The sequence below is a fragment of the Pseudomonas sp. KNUC1026 genome (assembly GCF_021650705.1).
GTDB lineage: Bacteria > Pseudomonadota > Gammaproteobacteria > Pseudomonadales > Pseudomonadaceae > Aquipseudomonas.
In genome coordinates, this window is the sequence record NZ_CP087138.1 from 3,433,679 (window position 1) to 3,453,167 (window position 19,489).

A 19,489-nucleotide genomic window follows, 5' to 3' on the forward strand; every position below is an offset into this window, starting at 1 on the left:
GCCCGTGTTTTCAAGGGTTTACACAACCTTTACCGAGGTGAAAAAACCGTGAGAGCCGCCGGCCGATGTTTGAGCAAGCGGTTACAAAAGCCCGAGCTGCTCTGTGGTTTCCGGTTCGCGCTCCGGCAGCGCAGGCAGGCCCGGCAAGCGCGCCATCAGCTTCTGGTGGAAGCTGCGCGCCAAGGCCGGCGCGTGGCGGTTATCGGCAGTGTGGAAGAACGTGTAGGGGTGGCGGCCTTCTTCGATCCACTGCGCGACCTTCTCTACCCAAGGCAACAGGAAGGGCTCATTCGGCGCAAGCTCCGGGTGGCCGATGAAGCGCACCTGCGGGGTTCTGCGTGAACGCTGCAGGGCGCACCGGCACCTTCGGCTTTTTGCCCTGAGCATGCAGCACCGCCGGCTCCTGCGACGTGCAACTGAACAACGCACGCGGGTCCAGGCAGATGCGCTTCACCCTCTTCGAGCAGCATTCGATTAAGCAGCCGCTCCTCCTGGCCACGAGCGAAGAAGGCACCATTGCGCACCTCGACCGCCACCGGCACGGGCATCTGTTCGAGGAAAGTGATCAGCTCGGCGAGGCGCGGCGCGCCGAAGCTCGCCGGCAGCTGCAGCCAGAACGGCGAAACGCGTGGGCCGAGTGGTGCGAGCAGGCGGATGAACTCATGGGCTGCCTCAAGGCGGTCACGCAGGTCGCCTTCATGGCTGATATCGCGGGGGAATTTGGCAGTGAAGCGAAAATCCTCGGGCATTGCCTCGGCCCAGCGTTCAACTGTGCTGGGCGCAGGGCGTGCGTAAAAGGTGGTGTTGCCTTCTACGGCATTGAACAACTGCGCGTAGTGAGCGAGAAACTCCGGGGGCCGCGCGTTGCTGGGGTAGAAGTCTTCACGCCAGGCCGCCTCGCTCCAGGAGGGGCAACCCAGGTGATAGGGCAAGGCTTTCAAATGCGAACGTCGAGCCCCAGCACTTCGCCATCCCACTCCACGAACGTCGCGGTGGTGAGGTAGCTGGACAGCGCCTCGGCGACCCGGCTGCTCATGGGCCGGCGCGAGTCGGCGAAGTTCTCGTCATCTTCGTTGCGCGCGCGCACCGGCATGCGGCTGACCGCACCGCCACGGCTGGCGCCAGCAGCACTTTGCCGTGCCGCCGGCTGTTCGACCTGCAAGTCCCCCTCTACCCCTTCGATGACAGTGTCGTCATCCAGGCGCACCAACCGCTTCTGTGGTTTGCGCTTGATGGGATAGGAATGCGAGGAAAATCCGTCTACGCGCATACACCACACTCATACACAGTGATGGCAATTTAGAAGCACTACCGTGTGCTTCGCAATTACCCAGGTAGCAACTGGACCACAAATACGACCAAAGGTTTGTACTTGGCTAGCCCCTACTGCGGAAAACGTCACAAAAATGCATCATCGCGCGACGAACGGGTAGAAAGCAGGCCAGATCGGCTCAGGTTCGCTTGGGCGTCGCAACGTTGTCCCGCAAGTAGACCGGCAATGCACTGGCCGCCTCCACTGCCTCACCTCGTGCCCAGGCAAAGCCTGCCAGTGCAAGCACATCCTGCGCGTGCGGCAAGGCGCTGGCGTCATGGCCCAGCGCAACTGCCGGCAAGCGCCCAGCATGGCCCCAGCCGGTACCCGCGCCGTACCACTGGCCTGCGGGCAGGCTCACGGACTCCGGCGCCAGCACTGCCTCGACGCCCTCGAGGCGCATCTCGCCTGCCTGTTCGCGATAGCAGCCCCAATCACCTCATCCATGCGCGCATCGATGGCGGCGGCGACTTGCGCCTTACCCTGCTCCCGCCAGGCGCCCTGCGCCAACGCCGCCAGGTTGGACACCGGCAGCACCGGCCGCTCCAGCGCAAATGCCAGGCCCTGGACCACGCCAACGGCGATGCGCACGCCGGTGAATGCACCCGGGCCACGGCCGAACGCAATGGCGTCCACGGCCGACAGCGGCACGCCCGCATCGCCCAGCAGCGTCTGGATCATCGGCAATATCTTTTGCGCGTGCAGCCGCGGGATCACCTCGTAGTGGCTGGTCACGCGGCCGTCGTGCAGCAGCGCGACGGAACAGGCTTCGGTGGCGGTGTCCAGGGCCAGCAAGGTGGTCATCGGGGCAGAACTCGGCGTTAAAAAAGGCGGCGATTATAAACGCGAAAAGGCCCGCATGCGGGCCTTTTCGTTGAACGGTGCAGCTTACTTGAGCGCTGCCAGCACCTTGGCAGTGATCTCGGCAACAGTGCCGACGCCTTCGATGTGGTCGAAGGCCGGCTTGCCTTCTTTGGCGTTCAGGTTCTGGTAGAAGCTCACCAGCGGCTTGGTCTGCTCGTGGTAGACCTTCAGGCGCTTGCGCACGGTTTCTTCGGTGTCGTCCAGGCGCTGCACCAGCGGTTCGCCGGTCACATCATCCTGGCCTGCGACTTTGGGCGGCTTGTTGGTGAGGTGGTAAACACGGCCCGAGGCTTCGTGTACGCGACGGCCGGCGATGCGCTGGACGATTTCCTCGTCGTCGACATGGATCTCGACCACGTGATCGAGCTGGATGCCGGCCTGCACCAGGGCCTCAGCCTGCGGGATCGTGCGCGGGAAGCCGTCGAACAGAAAGCCCTTGGCGCAATCGGCCTGAGCGATGCGTTCCTTGACCAGGCCGATGATCAGATCGTCGGAAACCAGGCCCCCTGCGTCCATGACGCTCTTGGCCTTCAGGCCCAGCTCGGTGCCCGCCTTGACCGCCGCGCGCAGCATGTCGCCGGTGGAAATCTGGGGAATACCGGAACTGCTCGGTGATGACTTGGGCTTGAGTACCTTCCCGGCTCCGGGAGCTCCCAGCAGAATGACGCGCATCGATGTGCTCCTCACCTTTGTTATTTGACGGATACGAATGCCGGCCAGGGATCTTCAGATCACCTAACTCCCTGACAGCATTCCAGAAAATCGGGGATGGTGGTTTGATCAAAATCACCGAAGGCTGCCCAAGATACACAGCGCGCCGCAGCCAGACAAGCCACCAAAAGTCGCAGGCAAGGCGGCCTGCGGTCGTACCCCGGAGGGGCGAGCCGGCGCGTGGCCTGGCCGCCCCGATCACACCTGCCGGTCAGCCCGTATTGCGCAGCCCTGCGGCGATGCCTGCCACTGTCACCAGCAGCGCCTGCTCTAGATCGCTGCCCTGCCCCACCTGGCTGGCGCGGGCACGGCCCAGCAGCTCGGCTTGCAGGCGGTGCAGCGGGTCCAGGTAAGTGTTGCGCAGCTTGAAGAACTCAAGGGTTTCCGGCTGGTGGGCCAGCAGGCGATCACGGCCGGTAAGTTCGAGCACAACGCCCACGCACTGCGACAATCAGGTCGCGCAGGTGTTCGCCCAGAGGTAACAGGCCGTCGCTTACCAGTTGCTCGTCGTAGAGCCGCGCGATGTCGGCATCGGCCTTGGCCAGCACCATCTCCAGCATGTCGATGCGCGCGCGGAAGAACGGCCAGCGCTCGATCATCGCCTGAAGTTGCTCGCCCTCCCCTCGCCCGACCGCATTGCCAAGCGCAACTTCCCACCCCAGCCACGCCGGCAGCATCAGGCGGGTCTGGGTCCAGCCGAAGATCCACGGGATCGCCCGCAGGCTTTCGATGCCGCCCTGGCGCCGCTTGGCCGGCCGGCTGCCCAACGGCAAGCGGCCCAGCTCCTGTTCGGGGGTGGCCTGGCGGAAGTATTCGACGAAGTCCGGGTGCTCGCGCACTACCGCGCGGTAAGCGGCTACACCGTCGGCGGCCAGCTCGTCCATCAGCTTGCGCCAACCGGGCTCAGGTGGCGGCGGTGGCAGCAGGGTGGCCTCCAGCACCGCGGAGAGGTAAAGGTTGAGGTTCTGTTCGGCGATGTCCGGCAGGCCGAATTTGAAACGAATCATTTCCCCTTGTTCGGTGGTGCGGAATCGCCCTGCCACCGAGCCGGGCGGTTGCGACAGGATCGCCGCGTGTGCCGGGCCACCGCCCCGGCCCACGGTGCCGCCACGGCCGTGGAACAACACCAGCTCTACGCCTTGCTCGGCGCAGATGCGTACCAACGCTTCTTGAGCCCGATATTGCGCCCAGGCGGCAGCAGTGGTGCCAGCGTCCTTGGCCGAATCCGAATAGCCGATCATGACCTCTTGCGGGCCGCTGAGGCGTTTCCGGTAATCGGGCAGCCCGAGCAGTTGCTCGATCACAGGGCCGGCATGGTCGAGGTCTGCCAGGGTTTCGAACAGCGGCACCACGCGCATGGGCCGGCGCACGCCAGCTTCCTTGAGCAACAACTGCACGGCGAGCACGTCGGAGGCCGCGCCGGCCATGGAGATCACGTAGGAGCCCAGGGACGCGGCAGGCGCAGCAGCGATCTCACGGCAGGTGGCCAGCACCTCTGCAGTGTCCGCTTCCGGTTCGAAGTCGGCGGGGAGCAATGGCCGTCGGCTGTCGAGTTCGGCGAGCAGGAAGTCGACCCGCTTTCCTCATTCCATTCGTCATAGCGGCCCAGCCCGAGATATTCCGTGATCTCGCTCATGGCCGAGGCATGGCGGGTGGAGTCCTGGCGCACATCCAGCCGCACCAGGAACAGGCCGAATGTGACTGCGCGGCGCAGGCAATCGAGCAATGGGCCGTCTGCCACAACGCCCATGCCGCAAGCGTGGAGCGAGTCGAAGCACAGGCGCAGCGGCGCGATCAGATCCTCGTTGTGCTGCAGCACGGCGTCGCTGGGGGCCTGGGCCTGGCTGAGCGAGTCGTGGGCCCACTGCCGGGTCGCGCGCAGCCGCTCGCGCAGTTGCTTGAGCACTGCGCGGTAAGGCTCAGGGTATCGCCGGCCTGTTGCTGCAGCTCAGCGCTGGCGGCCTGCATCGACAGCTCGGCTGCCAACTGGTCGATGTCGCGCAGGAACAGGTCGGCGGCCATCCAGCGCGCCAGCAGCAGCACCTCGCGTGTCACCTTTGCAGTGACGTTGGGGTTGCCGTCGCGGTCGCCCCCCATCCACGAAGCGAAACGAATTGGCGCAGCCTCCAACGGCAAGTGCTGGCCGGTCGCCTCATGCAGGGCACGGTCGGCATCGCGCAAGTGATTGGGAATGGCTTGCCAGAGCGAATGCTCGATGACGGTGAAGCCCCACTTGGCCTCATCCACCGGCGTGGGCCGCACCCTGCGAATTTCCTCAGTGTGCCAGGCCTCGGCGATCAATCGCTGCAGGCGCGCCTCCAGCCCTTGGCGCTCGCTGTCGAGCAGGTCGCGGTGGTCCAGCGTTGCCAGCAGCGCCGCGATGGCGTCGTATTTCTGGATGAGGGTGCGGCGGGCCACTTCGGTGGGGTGGGCGGTGAGCACCAGCTCGATGTCCAGCGCCGCCACCTGCCGAGCGAGCTCGGCAGGGGCGTGGCCACTCTCGCCTAACCGTGCCAGCAATTTGGGGAACACGGTGTTCTCGAAGGGTTCGGGCTGGCCGGGGTCACGGCGGCGGATGAGCTGATACTGCTCGGCGATGTTGGCCAGGTTCAGGAACTGGTTGAACGCCCTGGCGACCGGCAGCAGCTCAGCGTCGCCAAGCGCCTTCAGGCTGTTGCTCAGAGCATCCTCGCCCTGGCCGCGGCGGTCGGCCTTGGCACTGCTGCGGATGCGCTCGATCTTGTCGAGGAAGGCTTCGCCGTATTGCTCGCGCACGGTATTGCCCAACAGCTCGCCCAGCAAATGAACACGTTCTCGCAGGCGTGCGTCGATAATCGTCATCGGCCTTTCTCCTTGTGCACGGCAGGGGCCTGCCACCTTCGCGGCGGGCACTGAACGAGCAAGACGGTTGCCGTTCGAAGCAACAGAGTGCCGCCGCACCGGCCGCCTGACAACCCGCCAGCAGATGAGAACTCCATGAAAATCCGCGAACTTGCCCAGCATTGGGAGCACACCGCCAAAGGCCAGCTGGCCCAGGCGCCCTACACCGTCCACCTGGACATCGAAGCCGCTGCGCGCCTGGCGGCCCTGAACGAGATGTATCCCAAGCAATCGCCCGAGGCCCTGCTCGGGAGCTGATCGGCGCTGCGCTCGAGGAGCTCGAAGGCAGTTTCCCCTACATCCAGGGCAGCAAAGTCATCTCCACCGACGAGCTAGGCGACCCTCTGTTTGAAGACATCGGCCCTACCCCGCGCTATCTGGCCCTGGCACGGGAACATCTGGAGCGGCTGAAGCAGAGCCATCGCGGATGAAAATGCTGGCTGCTCGCACAACTTTCTGAACTATTCAAAAATCTCTTGAGTCCCAAACGTTAGCCATAACAGCAACCGGCGAATTCACGCGACTGGACTGTCATGGATTGAACGTTTTCAGCGTTATTCGAGGAGTTGAAGATCATGAAGACTTGCACTGCCACCTCTCCAAACGCCGTGCGCGGGTTCAAGCTGGCCCTGCTGGCACTGGGCAGCAGCTTTGTACTGGCGGGCTGCGCCGGTAACCCGCCGACCGAGCAATACGCATTGGCGCAGAGCGCGGTCAACGACGCGGTGAGCACCGGCGGCGTGGAATACGCCCCGATCGAAACCAAATCGGCTCAGGACAAGTTCCACCAGGCCGAGATCGCGATGCATGACGAAAACTACGACAAGGCCCGCATGCTGGCCGAGCAGGCTGAGTGGACGCCCGCGTTGCCTCTCGCAAGACTCAGGCCGCCAAGGCGCAGAAGGCCGTGCAGGACGCGCACCAGGGTGTGCAAGACCTGCGTGAAGAGGGCATGCGCAGCGCGCAGTGAGCCTTCACACACCATCGCCTTCTGAGTACTGAACAAGGAATATCACTATGCGCAATCATGTAATGATCCCCGCCCTGCTGGCTCTGAGCGTTGGCCTGGCTGCCTGCTCTACTCCGCCCAACCCGGCTCTGGAACAGGCCCGCAGCAACTACACCTCGCTGCAGACCAACCCCAAGGCGCAGACCTATGCAGCGCTGGAAACCAAGGATGCCTCGGAGTGGCTGGACAAGGCCGACAAAGCCTACCGCGCCGATGACGACGCCAAGAAGGTCGACCAGCTGTCGTACCTGGCCAACCAGCGCGTTGAGTTCGCCAAGCAGACCATCGCCATGAAAAGCGCTGAAGACGAGCTGAAAAACGCCGCCTCCGAGCGCGCCAAGGCTCAGCTGGCTGCACGCGACGCGCAGATCAAAAAGCTGCAGGACAGCCTCAACGCCAAGCAGACCGACCGTGGCACCGTGGTGACCTTCGGTGACGTGCTGTTCGACCTGAACAAGGCCGAGCTCAAATCCGCCGGCATGAACAACGTCGCTCAACTGGCGCAGTTCCTGCGTGACAACCCTGAGCGCCAGCTGATCGTCGAGGGCTACACCGACAGCACCGGCAGCGACAGCTACAACCAGAGCCTGTCAGAGCGCCGTGCCAACTCGGTACGCGCCGCACTGGTCAAAATGGGCGTGGAGCCAAGCCGCGTGATCGCTCAAGGCTACGGCAAAGAGTACGCAGTGGCTGACAACACCAGCGCCTCGGGCCGCGCCATGAACCGCCGTGTGGAAGTCACCATCTCCAACAACAATCAGCCGGTCGCGCCACGCGCCCACTGATGGTTGAGCTGCAAGCTTGAAGCTTCTAGCTGCAAGCGAGATCAAAAGCAGGTGGTGTGTCACCAATTTGCTGGACACCCTTTCAAACGGAGGGGTGTCCATGCAATGCCAACATCGTCGTCGCTTCAGCGACGCTTTCAAAGCTCAAGCGGTCAAGCGCTCAATCGAGTCTGCCGGTACGCTCACTGAAACCGCCAAAGAGCTGGGTATCCATCTCGCGGTACTCAGCCGTTGGCGTACTGAGTATTCTCGTACCGGCAGAATAGGGGCACACACCATGGCAGAAAAACCGGAACCGCCTGCTCGCAGCAATGCGGATCTTGAGCGCGAGAACAAGCGGCTGAAGCGTGAAATCGAGCGACTGAAGATGGAGACTGCCATCTTAAAAAAGGCCGAAGAGTACTTTGCAAAGCGCCAGCAGTAATTTATGTGGCCATTCGCGACCAAATGAACGAATGGCCCGTTGCGGTGTGCTGTCGGATACTCAACGTCGCGCGCAGTGGTTACTACGCTTGGCTGGCCAGCTCTCAGGGGCCCGGCTCCCTGCGCAAGCAGGAGAATATGGCTTTGAGTGAGCGGATCGAGCAGTTGCATGACCAGTCCATGCAGATATTGGGCAGCCGTAAGATCCACCACCAATTGACTCAGGAAGGTGTCAAAGTCGGCCGCAATCGGGTTCATCGCCTGATGCGAAAAATGGACCGCCGCGCCTGTTACGTGCCTCGCAAACGTCGATATGCGCGCGTACTCGACCCTGCGCGTCCCAACTTGCTTGAGCGACAGTTCGACAACCCGCCGGCCAAGCAAACATGGGTCTCGGACATCACGCAACTGCGCCTGGAAAATGGATGCTGGTTTTATCTGGCGACCGTGCTGTCATTGCCCAATCGTCGTCTGATCGGCCATTCGATGAGTTTGCAGCCCCGGGAAGAGCTGGTGATCAAGGCCCTCGAGATGGCCAGAAGAGCAGAAGGACTAACGCACCAGGGGTTGTTTCATAGTGATCAGGGCGTCCAATATCGTGGCGAGCGGGTACGCCACTGGCTCCTGCAACATGGCTTTGCCCAAAGCATGTCTCGGAAAGGTAACTGCTGGGATAATGCCTGCGCCGAGAGCTGGTTCAGTCTTTTGAAGCGCGAGTGGCTCAAGCGCTGGGGCGCCCAACCTCATGCGCGGACAAAACGGCTGATCCAGGAATATATCGAGTACTACAATTTCGAACGACCGCACGGCTCACTGGGATACAAAACCCCCTATGAAACCGTGCTGCCGCTCAAGTCAGGTGTCCAGTGAAGCGGTGACACACCAAGGGCCAAGGGAAACCTTGGCCCTGCTTTTTCTTTGGGCTAGTAGCTAGTAGCTTCCGGCTGGTTCTATTTGCTCGCTGCCAGGTGCGTGGTTTGCAGTTTGGTGTAGGTCACCTTTCCTCCCTCTGTGGCGTAGCCCACGTTGTCGAGCGTGTAGACGCCGGCCTTGAAGTAGAAGTTGTAGCCATACCAGGTCGGGTCGAGGTTGGCCTGCACGCCTTTGCCATTGATCTGCACATTGACCTTGCCGCTGGGGATCATCTGGATCTGGTAGGTGAATGGCTGGTTGAGTGCCATCGGTACGGTGTAGATCACCGGGCTCTTGGCGTCCGCTGGTTTGACCCGGTACTCAAGATCGATGAATCCGGCATTACCGGTGTAGCGGTAAACCATCTTCAACAAAGGCGCCACAGCATCCTTTGCATGAATCTGCGCTACCACCACGCGCCCGAGGGAGGGCACCTGGTTGACCGACAGTGCGCCGACCATGGTGTTGGTGCCGCTGCTGTACAGCCAGTTGCGGGCTTTGCCATCACCGGAGGTTTCGCGCAGTTCGGTACGCGGGAAGTCGCTGCTGCCCGCGTGCGAGCCCGTGACCGGCGCCCACATCACGATGCGGTCGGCTCCGACCTGGAAATAGGCGTTGTTGTAGCTGCGCACTTGCGCGGTGGCCACGGTGAGGGCCGGGGTTTGAATCGGAAGGGTCAGGTTCCAGGTGCTCAGGTCGATCATCTCGGCGCTCTCGGCAATGCACCGCTTACAACTGAGGGTGCTGGCAGGGTTAACGGCGCGAGATCGAAGAGGATGAGCGACGGTGGATCAGCGGTAATGCCGTTGATCGCCCGTTGCAGGTCGCCCGGCAAGCCGGCCTCCCACAGGTGTGAACCTGGGAGGCCGGCATGCGCGCACACTTGTGGGAGGCCGGCTTGCCGGGCGACGTGTAACGGACGCCGTATAACGGGCGACGCACTAAGAGCTAGCAGCTGGAAGCCGCAGGCTTCAAGCCTCCGGGCGCATGTGCGGGAAGAGGATCACGTCGCGGATCGACGGGGAGTCGGTCAGCAGCATCACCAGGCGGTCGATACCGATGCCTTCACCGGCAGTGGGCGGCATGCCGTATTCCAGTGCGCGGACGAAGTCGGCGTCGTAGTGCATGGCCTCGTCGTCACCGGCGTCCTTGTCGGCCACCTGTGCCATGAAGCGCTCGGCCTGATCTTCAGCGTCGTTGAGCTCGGAGTAGGCGTTGGCGATTTCGCGGCCGCCGATGAACAGCTCGAAGCGGTCGGTGACGTTCGGGTTGTCGTCGTTGCGGCGCGCCAGCGGCGAGACTTCGAACGGGTACTCGGTGATGAAGGTCGGCTGCTCCAGCTTGTGCTCGACCAGTTCCTCGAAAATCATCGTCTGCAGCTTGCCCAGGCCCTCGTAGCCCTTGACCGCCGCACCAGCCTTTTTAGCCAGGGCGCGCGCTTTGTCTACGTCGAGCAGATCTTCGGCACTGACCTCAGGGTTGAACTTGAGGATCGAATCGAACACCGACAGGCGCTGGAACGGCTCGCCGAAGTGGAACAGCTTGCCCTGGTACGGCACGTCGGTGCTGCCCAGTACCAGTTGCGCCAGCTCGCGGAACAAGGCCTCGGTGAGGTCCATGTTGTCGCGGTAGTCGGCATAGGCCTGGTAGAACTCCAGCATCGTGAACTCGGGGTTGTGCCGGGTCGAGACGCCTTCGTTACGGAAGTTGCGGTTGATCTCGAACACCTTCTCGAAACCACCGACCACCAGGCGCTTGAGGTACAGCTCCGGCGCGATGCGCAGGAACATCGGCAGGTCGAGCGCGTTGTGGTGGGTTTCGAACGGTTTGGCCGCCGCGCCGCCCGGGATGGTCTGCAGCATCGGGGTTTCGACTTCGAGAAAGCCGCGCTGAGCCAGGAACTGGCGAATGTGGGCGATGACCTGCGAGCGCACACGGAAGGTGTGGCGGGTTTCTTCGTTGACGATCAGGTCGACGTAGCGCTGGCGATAGCGCACTTCGGTGTCGGTCAGGCCGTGGTGCTTGTCGGGCAGCGGGCGCAGGGCCTTGGTGAGCAATTGCACCTGCCGCATGTCGACGTACAGGTCGCCCTTGCCGGAACGGGCCAGGGTGCCTTCGACCGCGATGATGTCGCCCAGGTCCCAGGATTCGACCGCCGCCAGGGTGGCTTCGTCCAGGGTTTTGCGGTTCACGTACACCTGCAGGCGCCCGGAGGTGTCCTGAATGACCATGAACGCGCCGCGGTTGAGCATGATGCGGCCAGCCACCTTCACAGGAATCGCAGCGGCTTCCAGCTCTTCCTTGGTTTCGCTGACGTACCGCTTCTGGAGGTCTTCGCAGAGGCTGTCGCGGCGGAAGTCGTTGGGGAACGCCTGGCCCTGGGCGCGCACGGCGGCCAGTTTTTCCTTGCGCTGGGCAATCAGCTTGTTTTCTTCCTGTTGAAGGTCTTGCGGGTCGAGAGGTTGGTCGCTCATGTCAAATCCAAAAAATTAGGTTAAGCCGCAAGCTGAAAGCTACAAGCTGCAAGTGGGCGCACGACTGCCGCTCCACTGGCAGCTTGCAGCTTCAAAGCCCTTGCTTGAGGCTGGCTTCGAGGTATTCATCCAGGTCGCCGTCCAGCACCTTGTCGCAGTCGCTGCGTTCGATGCCGGTGCGCAGATCCTTGATGCGCGACTGGTCGAGCACGTAGGAACGAATCTGGTGGCCCCAGCCGATATCGGACTTGGAGTCTTCCAGCGCCTGGCTCGCGGCGTTGCGCTTCTGCATCTCCTGCTCGTACAACCGGGCCCGCAGCATCTTCATGGCGGTGTCCTTGTTGGCGTGCTGGGAGCGCTCGTTCTGGCAGCTGACCACGGTGTTGGTCGGCACGTGGGTGATACGCACCGCAGAGTCGGTGGTGTTCACGTGCTGGCCGCCGGCGCCGGAGGAGCGGTAGGTGTCGATGCGCAGATCTGCCGGGTTGATCTCGATCTCGATGTTGTCGTCGATTTCAGGCGACACGAACACCGCGGTGAACGAGGTGTGGCGGCGGTTGCCGGAGTCGAACGGGCTCTTGCGCACCAGGCGGTGCACGCCGATCTCGGTGCGCAGCCAGCCGAAGGCGTATTCGCCCTTGACATGGATGGTCGCGCCCTTGATGCCGGCCACTTCGCCCTCGGACAGCTCCATGATGGTGGCATCGAAGCCGCGCTTGTCGGCCCAGCGCAGGTACATGCGCAGCAGCATGTTGCCCCAGTCCTGGGCCTCGGTGCCGCCGGAGCCGGCCTGGATGTCCAGGTAGGCGTTGTTCATGTCCATCTCGCCGGAGAACATCCGGCGGAATTCGAGCTTCTCGAGGATGCCACGCAGGCGCTCGACCTCGGTGGACACATCGTTCACGGCGCTTTCGTCGTCTTCGTCGACGGCCATGTCGAGCAGCTCGCGCGAGTCGGCCAGGCCGCTGTTGAGCTCATCGAGGGTTTCGACCACAGCAGCCAGCGCGGCGCGTTCGCGGCCGAGGTTCTGCGCGTATTCGGGGTTGTTCCAGACGCTAGGGTCTTCGAGCTCGCGGTTTACTTCGACCAGGCGATCATGCTTGTGATCGTAGTCAAAGATACCCCCGAATGGTTTGCGAACGCTCGGAGAGGTCCTTGATGCTGTTCAAAATCGGGTTGATTTCCATGGCGGCCACACTCGTGCTTGGCGGATCAAAAGCTGGCGAGTATATCACGGCTTGGCCGGGCCGCACGCCCGGCAGGCGGGCCTCAGTCGGCCACACCCACCTGATTGCGGCCGTTGTTCTTGGCCTGGTAGAGGCCCTTGTCGGCGGCGGAAATCAACTGCCGGCGATTGCTGCCCATCGCCGGCGTCACGGTGGCAAGGCCAATGCTCACGCTCAGGGTCGAGCCAGGCTCGGGCGTGTTGTGTTCGATGCCGAGCGCGGCGATGGTCTGGCGCAGTTTTTCGGCCACCAGGCGCGCGCCGCCAGGTGAGGTATTGGGCAATACCAGGGCGAACTCCTCGCCCCCGTAGCGCGCCGGCAGGTCGCTGGAACGGCTGGAGGTGCCGCGAATCGCTTCGGCCACCTTGCGCAGCGCCTCGTCCCCTTCCAGGTGGCCGAAGTTGTCGTTGTAGGCCTTGAAGTAGTCCACATCGATCATCAGCAGCGACAACTGGCTCTGGTCGCGCATCGCCCGGCGCCATTCCAGTTCCAGGTATTCGTCGAAATGGCGGCGGTTGGACAGCCCCGTCAGGCCGTCGGAGTTCATCAAACGCTGCAGCACCAGGTTGGTGTCGAGCAGTTGCTGCTGGCTCACACGCAGCGCACGGTAAGCCTCATCCCGTTGCAGAAGGGTGAGGTAGGAGCGTGAGTGATAGCGGATGCGCGCCACCAGCTCGATGGTGTCGGGCAGCTTCACCAGGTAGTCGTTGGCGCCGGCGGCGAACGCTGCGCTCTTGATCACCGCGTCTTCCTTGGTGGAGAGCACGATGATGGGAATGTCCTGAGTGCTGGGGTGGTTGCGGTACTCGCGCACCAGCGACAGGCCGTCGAGCCCCGGCATGATCAGGTCTTGCAGAATGACCGTAGGCTTGATGCGCATCGCCTGGGTGATGGCGTCACGCGGGTCGGCACAGAAGTGAAAGTCGATGTTGACTTCATGGGCCAGCGACCGCCGGATCGCCTCGCCGATCATCGCCTGATCGTCGACGAGCAGCACCATGCACTTGTTCTCGTCGGTGGACTGGAATGCTTCGATCTGCAAGTCGAACATGCGTTGTCACCTGGTCACGGCCACGTCGGCGGCTACGGCTGATTAATTGAAGGCTCATTGTGTGAAAACTTCCATGAGTCGCGGCGCGATGCGCTCCAGAGGCTTGACCTCCACCGCCGCATCGATCGCCACAGCCGCCTTCGGCATGCCGTAGACTGCGCTGGTTCGCTGGTCTTGCGCGATAGTGAGAAAACCGCGCTGGCGCAGGGCTTTCAGCCCATTGGCACCGTCGCGGCCCATGCCGGTCAGCAACACGCCAACGGCATCACCGTCCCAGAAACTGGCCACACTTTCGAAGAACACATCGATAGAAGGCCGGTAGATCTCGTTCACCGGCTCTGCGGTGTACGCCAAGCTACCATTTTTCAACATTCGAAGATGATGATTCGTACCGGCCAATAGTACTGTACCCGGATGTGGCTGTTCGCCATCACGCGCCAGACGGACGGACATTTTCGACACGCCACTGAGCCAGTCTGCCATGCCCTGAGCGAACACCTGATCAACGTGCTGCACCAACACGATCGCCGGCTCAAAGCCGCGCGGGAGCCCATTGAGAAGCACTTCCAGCGCTGCTGGCCCACCTGCCGAGGAGCCGATAGCGACCAGTTGCCGCCGCTCGCCGGGCGCGCGCGCAGCCACAGGGGCCGGCTTGCCTGGCGCGCTGCGCTGGCCGATGAGCCAGCCGATATTGAAGATCTTGCGAAGCAGCGGCGCCGCCGCTTCGCGCGGATTGCCCACGCCCAGCGCGGGAGTGTCGACTACATCCAGCGCGCCGTGGCCCATGGCCTCGAACACCTTGTGCACGTTCTGTTTCTGGTCGGTGGTCACGATCACGATGGCGCAGGGCGAGGCCGCCATGATCTGGCGGGTGGCTTCCACCCCGTCCATCATCGGCATGAACAGGTCCATCAGAATCAGGTCTGGCGTATCGACAGCACACTGGCGCACCGCCTCGGCGCCGTCGTGGGCGACCCAGGCCAACTGGTGCGCCGGCTCGAACGCCAAGGCGCGGCGCAGGGCCTCTACGGCCATGGGCATGTCGTTGACGATGGCGATCCTCATCCCTGGGCTCCTCCGATCAGCTCCTGCACCGCGTCGATCAAGGCATCATCGTGGAAGCTGGCTTTAGCCAGATAATAGTCGGCGCCAGCGTCCAGGCCACGGCGGCGATCTTCCTCGCGGTCCTTGTAGGACACCACCATCACCGGCAGCGACTGCAAGCGGCTGTCGCGGCGCACCAGGGTCACCAGCTCGATGCCGTCCATGCGCGGCATGTCGATGTCGGTGATCAGCAGGTCGTAGGACTCGCCACGCAAGGCGTTCCAGCCGTCCATACCATCGACCGCAACCGCCACGTCATAGCCTCGGCTGCTGAGCAACTTGCGTTGCAGCTCGCGCACGGTGAGCGAATCGTCCACCACCAGCACACGTTTGCGCACCGCCTCCTGGGCCTGGCCGGCGCGGCGGTCGATCCGCTCCAGGCGGCCGGTGGTGAGCAGTTTCTCGACCGACCGCAGCATGTCTTCGACATCCACGATCAGCACCACCGACCCGTCATCGAGCAACGCTCCGGCAGAGATGTCCTGCACCTTGCCAAGGCGCGCGTCCAGTGGCATCACCACCAGCACGCGCTCACCGATAAAGCGCTCCACCGCAACGCCGTAGAGCGTTTCACGTTCGCGCACCACCACCACCCGCAACTCAGCCTCGCTGGCTGGGCTGGCGGGCCGCTGCAGTAACTGGCTGGCCGATACCAGGCCGACATGCCGCCCTTCGTACCAGAAATGCTGGCGGCCCTCGATCTGCACGATGTCTTCACTGGCAAGGTTCAGGCTGTGTTCGATATGCGCCAGCGGGAAGGCGTAGGCCTCGCCGCCCACCTCCACCACCAGGCTGCGCACCACTGAAAGCGTGAGCGGCACTTCCAGCACGAAACGGCTGCCCTGCCCGCTCACCTGGCGCAGCTCGATCGAGCCGCGCAGGTCGCGCACCATGTGGTGCACCGCGTCCAGCCCGACGCCGCGCCCGGAGACTTCCGTCACCGTATCGCGCAGGCTGAAACCGGGCAGGAACAGGAACGTCATCAGTTCCTCTTCACTGAGCTGGGCGACGGTGGCTTCGGTCGACAACCCGCGCGCCACGATCACGCGCCGCAGCCGTGGCAGGTCGACACCGTTGCCATCGTCGGCCAGCTCCAGGCGCAGCATCCCGGCGCGATGGCTTGCGCGCAGGCGCACGGTACCTTCGGCGGGCTTGCCCAGCAGCGTACGCAGTTCAAGCGGTTCGATACCGTGATCCACCGCATTGCGCAGCAGGTGTGTCAGCGGCGCTTCGAGCTTTTCCAGCACGTCGCGGTCGACCTGGGTTTTTTCGCCCTCGACCTCAAGGCGCACCTGCTTGCCCAGCGAGCGGCCCAGGTCACGCACCATGCGCGCCTGGCCGCCGAGTACGTCGGCAAAGGGCCGCATGCGGCAGGCCAGTGCGGTGTCGTAGAGATTGAGCACGCTGGCCGGTTTCCCAGCCGAAGTCGTCCAGCTCGGCGGCCTGCTTGAGCAACATGTCGTGGGTCTGGCCGAGCAAGGCCTGGGTAAGTGCCAGGGCCTGGCGCGCCTCGGGCGTGAGCAAGTTGAAATCGATCTGCTCCTTGAGCCCATCCAGCGCCCGCATGCTTTGGGACTGCAAGCGTTTGAGGCGTTGCAAGGTGGCCATGTAGGGCTTGAAGCGCTGGCTGTCGACCAGCGACTTGCTGGCAAGGTCCAGCAGCCCATTGAGCCGCTCGGCAGTCACACGCAGAACTCGCTCGCCCCCTTCGCCGGCTTTGCGGCCAGGGGCGGGCGTGGTATCGACAGCCGTTGTGTCGACAGCCGTTGTATCGACAGCCGTTGTATCGACAGCCCCTACGTCGGCCGTCTGCTCCTCGGCAGCCATAGCCGGGTGCTCTGGCATGGAGGGTGCCGGCTCAGGCTCTTGCAGCAGCGTTGGGGCCGGCATGGTAGGTAGGCGGCTGAAGGTGCCAGCGGCGGCATGCGGGTCGAGCAGCGCTGCCATGTGCGCAAGGAACTGCTCGATATCGGCCTCGACCGGCGCGCGTGCCGGGGTGCCGATACGCGCCAGCAGGTCGGTGCCCTGCAGCAGGGTGTCGATGTGCTCAGGCTTGAGCAACAGGCGTTTTTCCTGAGCGCTGACCAGGCAATCTTCCATCACGTGCGCGACGCGCACACCGGCATCCACACCCACGATGCGTGCGGCGCCCTTGAGCGAGTGGGCTGCGCGCATGCATGCTTCGAGCTGCGCAGCGTCGGTAGGGTTGCGCTCCAGCTCCAGCAGCCCGCTGTTGAGCACGGCGGTCTGGGCATCGGCTTCCAGGCCGAACAGCTCCAGCAGAGAGGCATCACGCATCTGATCGGGGGTCATGTCAGGCTCCGGGCCAAGGCCTGCAACAGCGACACTTCATCGAGCACACGCAGGCTGCGTTGGCCGAATGGCAGCACGGCAGCGGTGAAGCGGGGCTGGCCGCCTGCGCGGCGGCTTCGAGTTGGGCGATGTCGAAACGATGAATGCCATCGACTTCGTCCACCGGCACCACCACAGCGCCGCCGGGCGCGGCCAGGATCAGCATGCGCGGCACGACGCGCTTGGCCGGCGCCTGCGCGGTGCTGGCGTCGATGCCCAGCAGCTCGACCAGCGACAGGCACGGCACCAGCGCACCCCGCACATTGGCGACACCCTGCAAGGCGCGGCTGCGCTGGTGGGGCAAGGAGTGCACCGGTTGCGACGGTGCTACTTCGCTCAGGCAGCGCGAAGGCAGGCCCAACCATTCGTCATTGAGGCGAAACACCATCAGCGAACGCGACGCAGCAGGTGCCAGCACGGCGGCAGGCGGTGGCGGCAGGCTTTCGCGCTGCAACGCGTAGCGGTCGAGCAGGCGTGTGGCCGCCGCCGCGTACACGGGGCAGTTCAGGCAACGAATGTAGTCGGCAAGCTTGGGGCAGGATTGATCGCCGTGCACACCGATGGTGTTCCAGCAGGTCACCAGCGACGCATCTTCGCTGTCGCTCACCGCCAAACCCTGAAAGTCGTGGTTCTGGCTCATCGCTGTTCACCCGAGGCGCGCGCGGCGCGCTCCTGCAGGCGCCGCGCACCGGCGGCATCGCCCTGGGCTGCGAGCAACATCGCCAGGTGCGCCAGTGCCTCGGCATGCTGAGGCTCCAGGTACAGCGCCTTGCGGTAGTGCCCCTGTGCTTCAAGGCCGTTGCCACTGACATCGGCGAGCAGGCCCAGCCAATAGAACACCTGCGCCTGAGGCGGGTGTTCCCGTAGAAATTGCTCGCAGGCAAGGCGAGCTTCGGCAGACTTGCCTTCGTTGGCCAGGGTAGCGATACGCACCAGCAATTCCTTGGCAGCATCGGCTTTGCCCGGCGCAGGCGAAGCGGCCGAGATCGGGACCGGCCGAGGCATCACCCGGCTTACCGGGACCGGGACCGGAACCGGAACCGGAACTCGAGGCAGCTGCGCAGCCAGTGGAGGAGGAACCGCAACAGGCCTGGGCGCAGGAGCAGCTACCTGCGGTTGCTCGCGCACAAAAGCGAATGCCTGGGCAATACGCATCGGCCGCATCCCGAGGCTCGCCAACAGGCTGCCCTCGGCCGGGCCGATGAACAGCACGCCATCGTCATGCAAAAATCGCTTGAGGGTTTCGAACACACGCCGCTGCGTGACCTGGTCGAAATAGATCAGCAGGTTGCGGCAGAACACGAAATCGTAGACGCCTTCCCCTTGCAGCAGGTTGGGTCGAGTACGTCGCCCGGCTGCAAACGCACACATTGGCTGACCGTCTCACGCAATTGCCATGAGTTGTCACCCAACGCATCGAAGTGGCGCTCACGGAACGCGGTGTCGGTGCCGCGAACGAATTGCGGCCATACACGCCACGCTGGGCCTTGGCCACCGACTGCGGGCTGATGTCCACGCCGTCGATGCGAAACGCGCTGGGTGCCAGGCCGCCGTCCAGCAGGGCCATGGCCAGCGAATACGGCTCCTCCCCGTCGAACAGGGCAGGCTCAGCAGTTCGAGTGGGCGCAAGCCGCCAAGCATCCGCGCACGCTGGCGCGCCATCTCCACCAGAGCGGTGAACGACTCGGGGTAACGCATGAACCAGGTCTCGGGAACGATCACCGCCTCGGTCAGCGCCTGTTGCTCGCTGGCCGATTGCTGCAGCAAAACCCAGTAGTCGTCCAGCGTTGCAGTGCCGGACTGCTCGCGGCGCTGTTGCACCGCACGCTCGATCATGGGCTCGCCCACCGAGGCGACGTCCAGGCCGATGCGCCGGTACAGGAAGTCGATGAACCGCCGTTGCTCAGCCATCGCTGGCCTCCGCGTCGTAGAGCAGTTCCCGGACGCGTTCGTCGAGCAGCGCCGGCACTTTCACCCACTGCACAAGGCCTTGTTCGGTTTCACACACCGGGCCCATGTAGGACGCTTCGCGTGTCGCCATCCCCAACGGCCGGAACTGCGACAGCGGCAGCCGCCGGGTGTCGCTGGCATGTTCGAGGATCAAGCCGAGCAGGCGCTCGCCGGGTAGTTCACCAGCACCAGGCGAGCGCCGGTACGCTGCGCCGACGGCTGGCCGATGGCAAGGTGAGAGAGGTCCAGCACCGGCACCATCTGGCCACGGTGCGCGAACACGCCGGCCACCCAGGCCGGCGCCTGAAGCACAGGCTTGAGCGTGATGCACGGCAGCACTTCGGCGACTTCAGTGGCAGCGAGGGCGAACCGCTCGGTGCCGATCTGAAACAGCAGAAACAGCGCGCCTGCGCGGGCGTCGTGCGGTGCGTTCATT

12 protein-coding genes and 8 pseudogenes are annotated in these 19,489 nt (G+C 63.8%); 5 read left to right on the top strand and 15 right to left on the bottom strand.

Annotated features, from left to right (window positions below; all coding sequences use genetic code 11):
• Positions 1 to 81 precede the first annotated feature (81 nt).
• From LN139_RS25225 to ppc, 6 genes and pseudogenes are all read right to left on the bottom strand, one after another.
• Positions 82 to 351 (bottom strand): DUF72 domain-containing protein, encoded by a 270-nt coding sequence (locus LN139_RS25225; RefSeq protein ID WP_442964445.1) that lies wholly within the window; start codon positions 349 to 351, stop codon positions 82 to 84.
• Complete coding sequence (locus LN139_RS25780) at positions 264 to 941, bottom strand: DUF72 domain-containing protein (RefSeq protein ID WP_442964330.1); 678 nt, start codon at positions 939 to 941, stop codon at positions 264 to 266. Before LN139_RS25780 ends, LN139_RS25225 begins: the two co-directional genes overlap by 88 nt.
• The gene (locus tag LN139_RS16010) at positions 938 to 1,270 is read right to left on the bottom strand and encodes a hypothetical protein (protein WP_236355189.1); all 333 of its coding nucleotides are present in this window, start codon (positions 1,268 to 1,270) and stop codon (positions 938 to 940) included. The genes LN139_RS25780 and LN139_RS16010 overlap by 4 nt, the downstream gene beginning before the upstream one ends.
• Positions 1,271 to 1,451: 181 nt before the next feature.
• Positions 1,452 to 2,116, bottom strand: a pseudogene (gene tsaB / locus LN139_RS16015) (tRNA (adenosine(37)-N6)-threonylcarbamoyltransferase complex dimerization subunit type 1 TsaB).
• 84 nt (positions 2,117 to 2,200) lie between these two features.
• Positions 2,201 to 2,848, bottom strand: a complete 648-nt coding sequence (gene adk / locus LN139_RS16020; RefSeq protein WP_236355190.1) for an adenylate kinase — start codon at positions 2,846 to 2,848, stop codon at positions 2,201 to 2,203.
• A 250-nt stretch (positions 2,849 to 3,098) separates the two neighbouring features.
• Positions 3,099 to 5,728 (bottom strand): annotated as a pseudogene (gene ppc, locus LN139_RS16025) (phosphoenolpyruvate carboxylase).
• Between the two features lie 135 nt (positions 5,729 to 5,863).
• Here ppc and LN139_RS16030 point away from each other — a divergent pair.
• The 5 genes and pseudogenes from LN139_RS16030 to LN139_RS16050 all read left to right on the top strand — a co-directional run bounded on the left by LN139_RS16030 (position 5,864) and on the right by LN139_RS16050 (position 8,854).
• Positions 5,864 to 6,198, top strand: a pseudogene (locus LN139_RS16030) (pilin assembly protein).
• Positions 6,199 to 6,342: 144 nt separating this feature from the next.
• A pseudogene (locus LN139_RS16035) lies at positions 6,343 to 6,737 on the top strand (DUF4398 domain-containing protein).
• 47 nt (positions 6,738 to 6,784) lie between these two features.
• A complete protein-coding gene (locus LN139_RS16040; RefSeq protein ID WP_236355191.1) occupies positions 6,785 to 7,561 on the top strand; it encodes an OmpA family protein in 777 nt (258 codons plus the stop codon).
• Positions 7,562 to 7,661: 100 nt separating this feature from the next.
• Positions 7,662 to 7,985 carry a transposase gene (locus LN139_RS16045; protein ID WP_236355192.1) on the top strand — a complete coding sequence of 108 codons (324 nt, stop codon included), beginning with the start codon at positions 7,662 to 7,664 and terminating at the stop codon, positions 7,983 to 7,985.
• Between the two features lie 5 nt (positions 7,986 to 7,990).
• Entirely contained in the window at positions 7,991 to 8,854 is an 864-nt protein-coding gene (locus LN139_RS16050) for an IS3 family transposase (protein WP_236355193.1), read from the top strand.
• A gap of 80 nt (positions 8,855 to 8,934) precedes the next feature.
• Here the strand turns inward: LN139_RS16050 and LN139_RS16055 are convergent, their stop codons facing one another.
• The 9 genes and pseudogenes from LN139_RS16055 to LN139_RS16095 all read right to left on the bottom strand — a co-directional run bounded on the left by LN139_RS16055 (position 8,935) and on the right by LN139_RS16095 (position 19,488).
• Positions 8,935 to 9,600 (bottom strand): polysaccharide lyase family 7 protein, encoded by a 666-nt coding sequence (locus LN139_RS16055; RefSeq protein ID WP_236355194.1) that lies wholly within the window; start codon positions 9,598 to 9,600, stop codon positions 8,935 to 8,937.
• A gap of 267 nt (positions 9,601 to 9,867) precedes the next feature.
• Positions 9,868 to 11,370 (bottom strand): lysine--tRNA ligase, encoded by a 1,503-nt coding sequence (gene lysS, locus LN139_RS16060; protein WP_236355195.1) that lies wholly within the window; start codon positions 11,368 to 11,370, stop codon positions 9,868 to 9,870.
• Positions 11,371 to 11,461: 91 nt separating this feature from the next.
• Positions 11,462 to 12,557 (bottom strand): peptide chain release factor 2 gene (gene prfB / locus LN139_RS16065; protein WP_236355196.1). Its coding sequence is split into 2 segments (ribosomal slippage): positions 11,462 to 12,484 and positions 12,486 to 12,557, totalling 1,095 coding nucleotides; the frame shifts between segments, so codons are not numbered across the junction.
• Between the two features lie 82 nt (positions 12,558 to 12,639).
• On the bottom strand, positions 12,640 to 13,647 hold the full coding sequence (locus LN139_RS16070) for a response regulator (RefSeq protein WP_236355197.1): 1,008 nt from the start codon (positions 13,645 to 13,647) through the stop codon (positions 12,640 to 12,642).
• Positions 13,648 to 13,701: 54 nt separating this feature from the next.
• Positions 13,702 to 14,712: a chemotaxis response regulator protein-glutamate methylesterase gene (locus tag LN139_RS16075; RefSeq protein WP_236355198.1), complete on the bottom strand. Its 1,011-nt coding sequence runs from the start codon at positions 14,710 to 14,712 to the stop codon at positions 13,702 to 13,704.
• Positions 14,709 to 17,064: pseudogene (locus LN139_RS16080) on the bottom strand (hybrid sensor histidine kinase/response regulator). Before LN139_RS16080 ends, LN139_RS16075 begins: the two are co-directional and overlap by 4 nt.
• Positions 17,061 to 17,743 (bottom strand): annotated as a pseudogene (locus LN139_RS16085) (chemotaxis protein CheW). Before LN139_RS16085 ends, LN139_RS16080 begins: the two co-directional pseudogenes overlap by 4 nt.
• Positions 17,740 to 19,014, bottom strand: a pseudogene (locus tag LN139_RS16090) (CheR family methyltransferase). The pseudogenes LN139_RS16085 and LN139_RS16090 overlap by 4 nt, the downstream one beginning before the upstream one ends.
• Positions 19,007 to 19,488: pseudogene (locus LN139_RS16095) on the bottom strand (chemotaxis protein CheW). Before LN139_RS16095 ends, LN139_RS16090 begins: the two co-directional pseudogenes overlap by 8 nt.
• Position 19,489: the final 1 nt, after the last annotated feature.

Coding starts and splice junctions, on each gene's coding strand:
- lysS (WP_236355195.1), bottom strand. CDS start 11,370: ATGAGCGACCAACCTCTCGACCCGCAAGACCTTCAACAGGAAGAAAAC.
- LN139_RS16045 (WP_236355192.1), top strand. CDS start 7,662: ATGCAATGCCAACATCGTCGTCGCTTCAGCGACGCTTTCAAAGCTCAA.
- LN139_RS16055 (WP_236355194.1), bottom strand. CDS start 9,600: ATGATCGACCTGAGCACCTGGAACCTGACCCTTCCGATTCAAACCCCG.
- LN139_RS16040 (WP_236355191.1), top strand. CDS start 6,785: ATGCGCAATCATGTAATGATCCCCGCCCTGCTGGCTCTGAGCGTTGGC.
- LN139_RS16010 (WP_236355189.1), bottom strand. CDS start 1,270: ATGCGCGTAGACGGATTTTCCTCGCATTCCTATCCCATCAAGCGCAAA.
- LN139_RS16075 (WP_236355198.1), bottom strand. CDS start 14,712: ATGAGGATCGCCATCGTCAACGACATGCCCATGGCCGTAGAGGCCCTG.
- adk (WP_236355190.1), bottom strand. CDS start 2,848: ATGCGCGTCATTCTGCTGGGAGCTCCCGGAGCCGGGAAGGTACTCAAG.
- LN139_RS16070 (WP_236355197.1), bottom strand. CDS start 13,647: ATGTTCGACTTGCAGATCGAAGCATTCCAGTCCACCGACGAGAACAAG.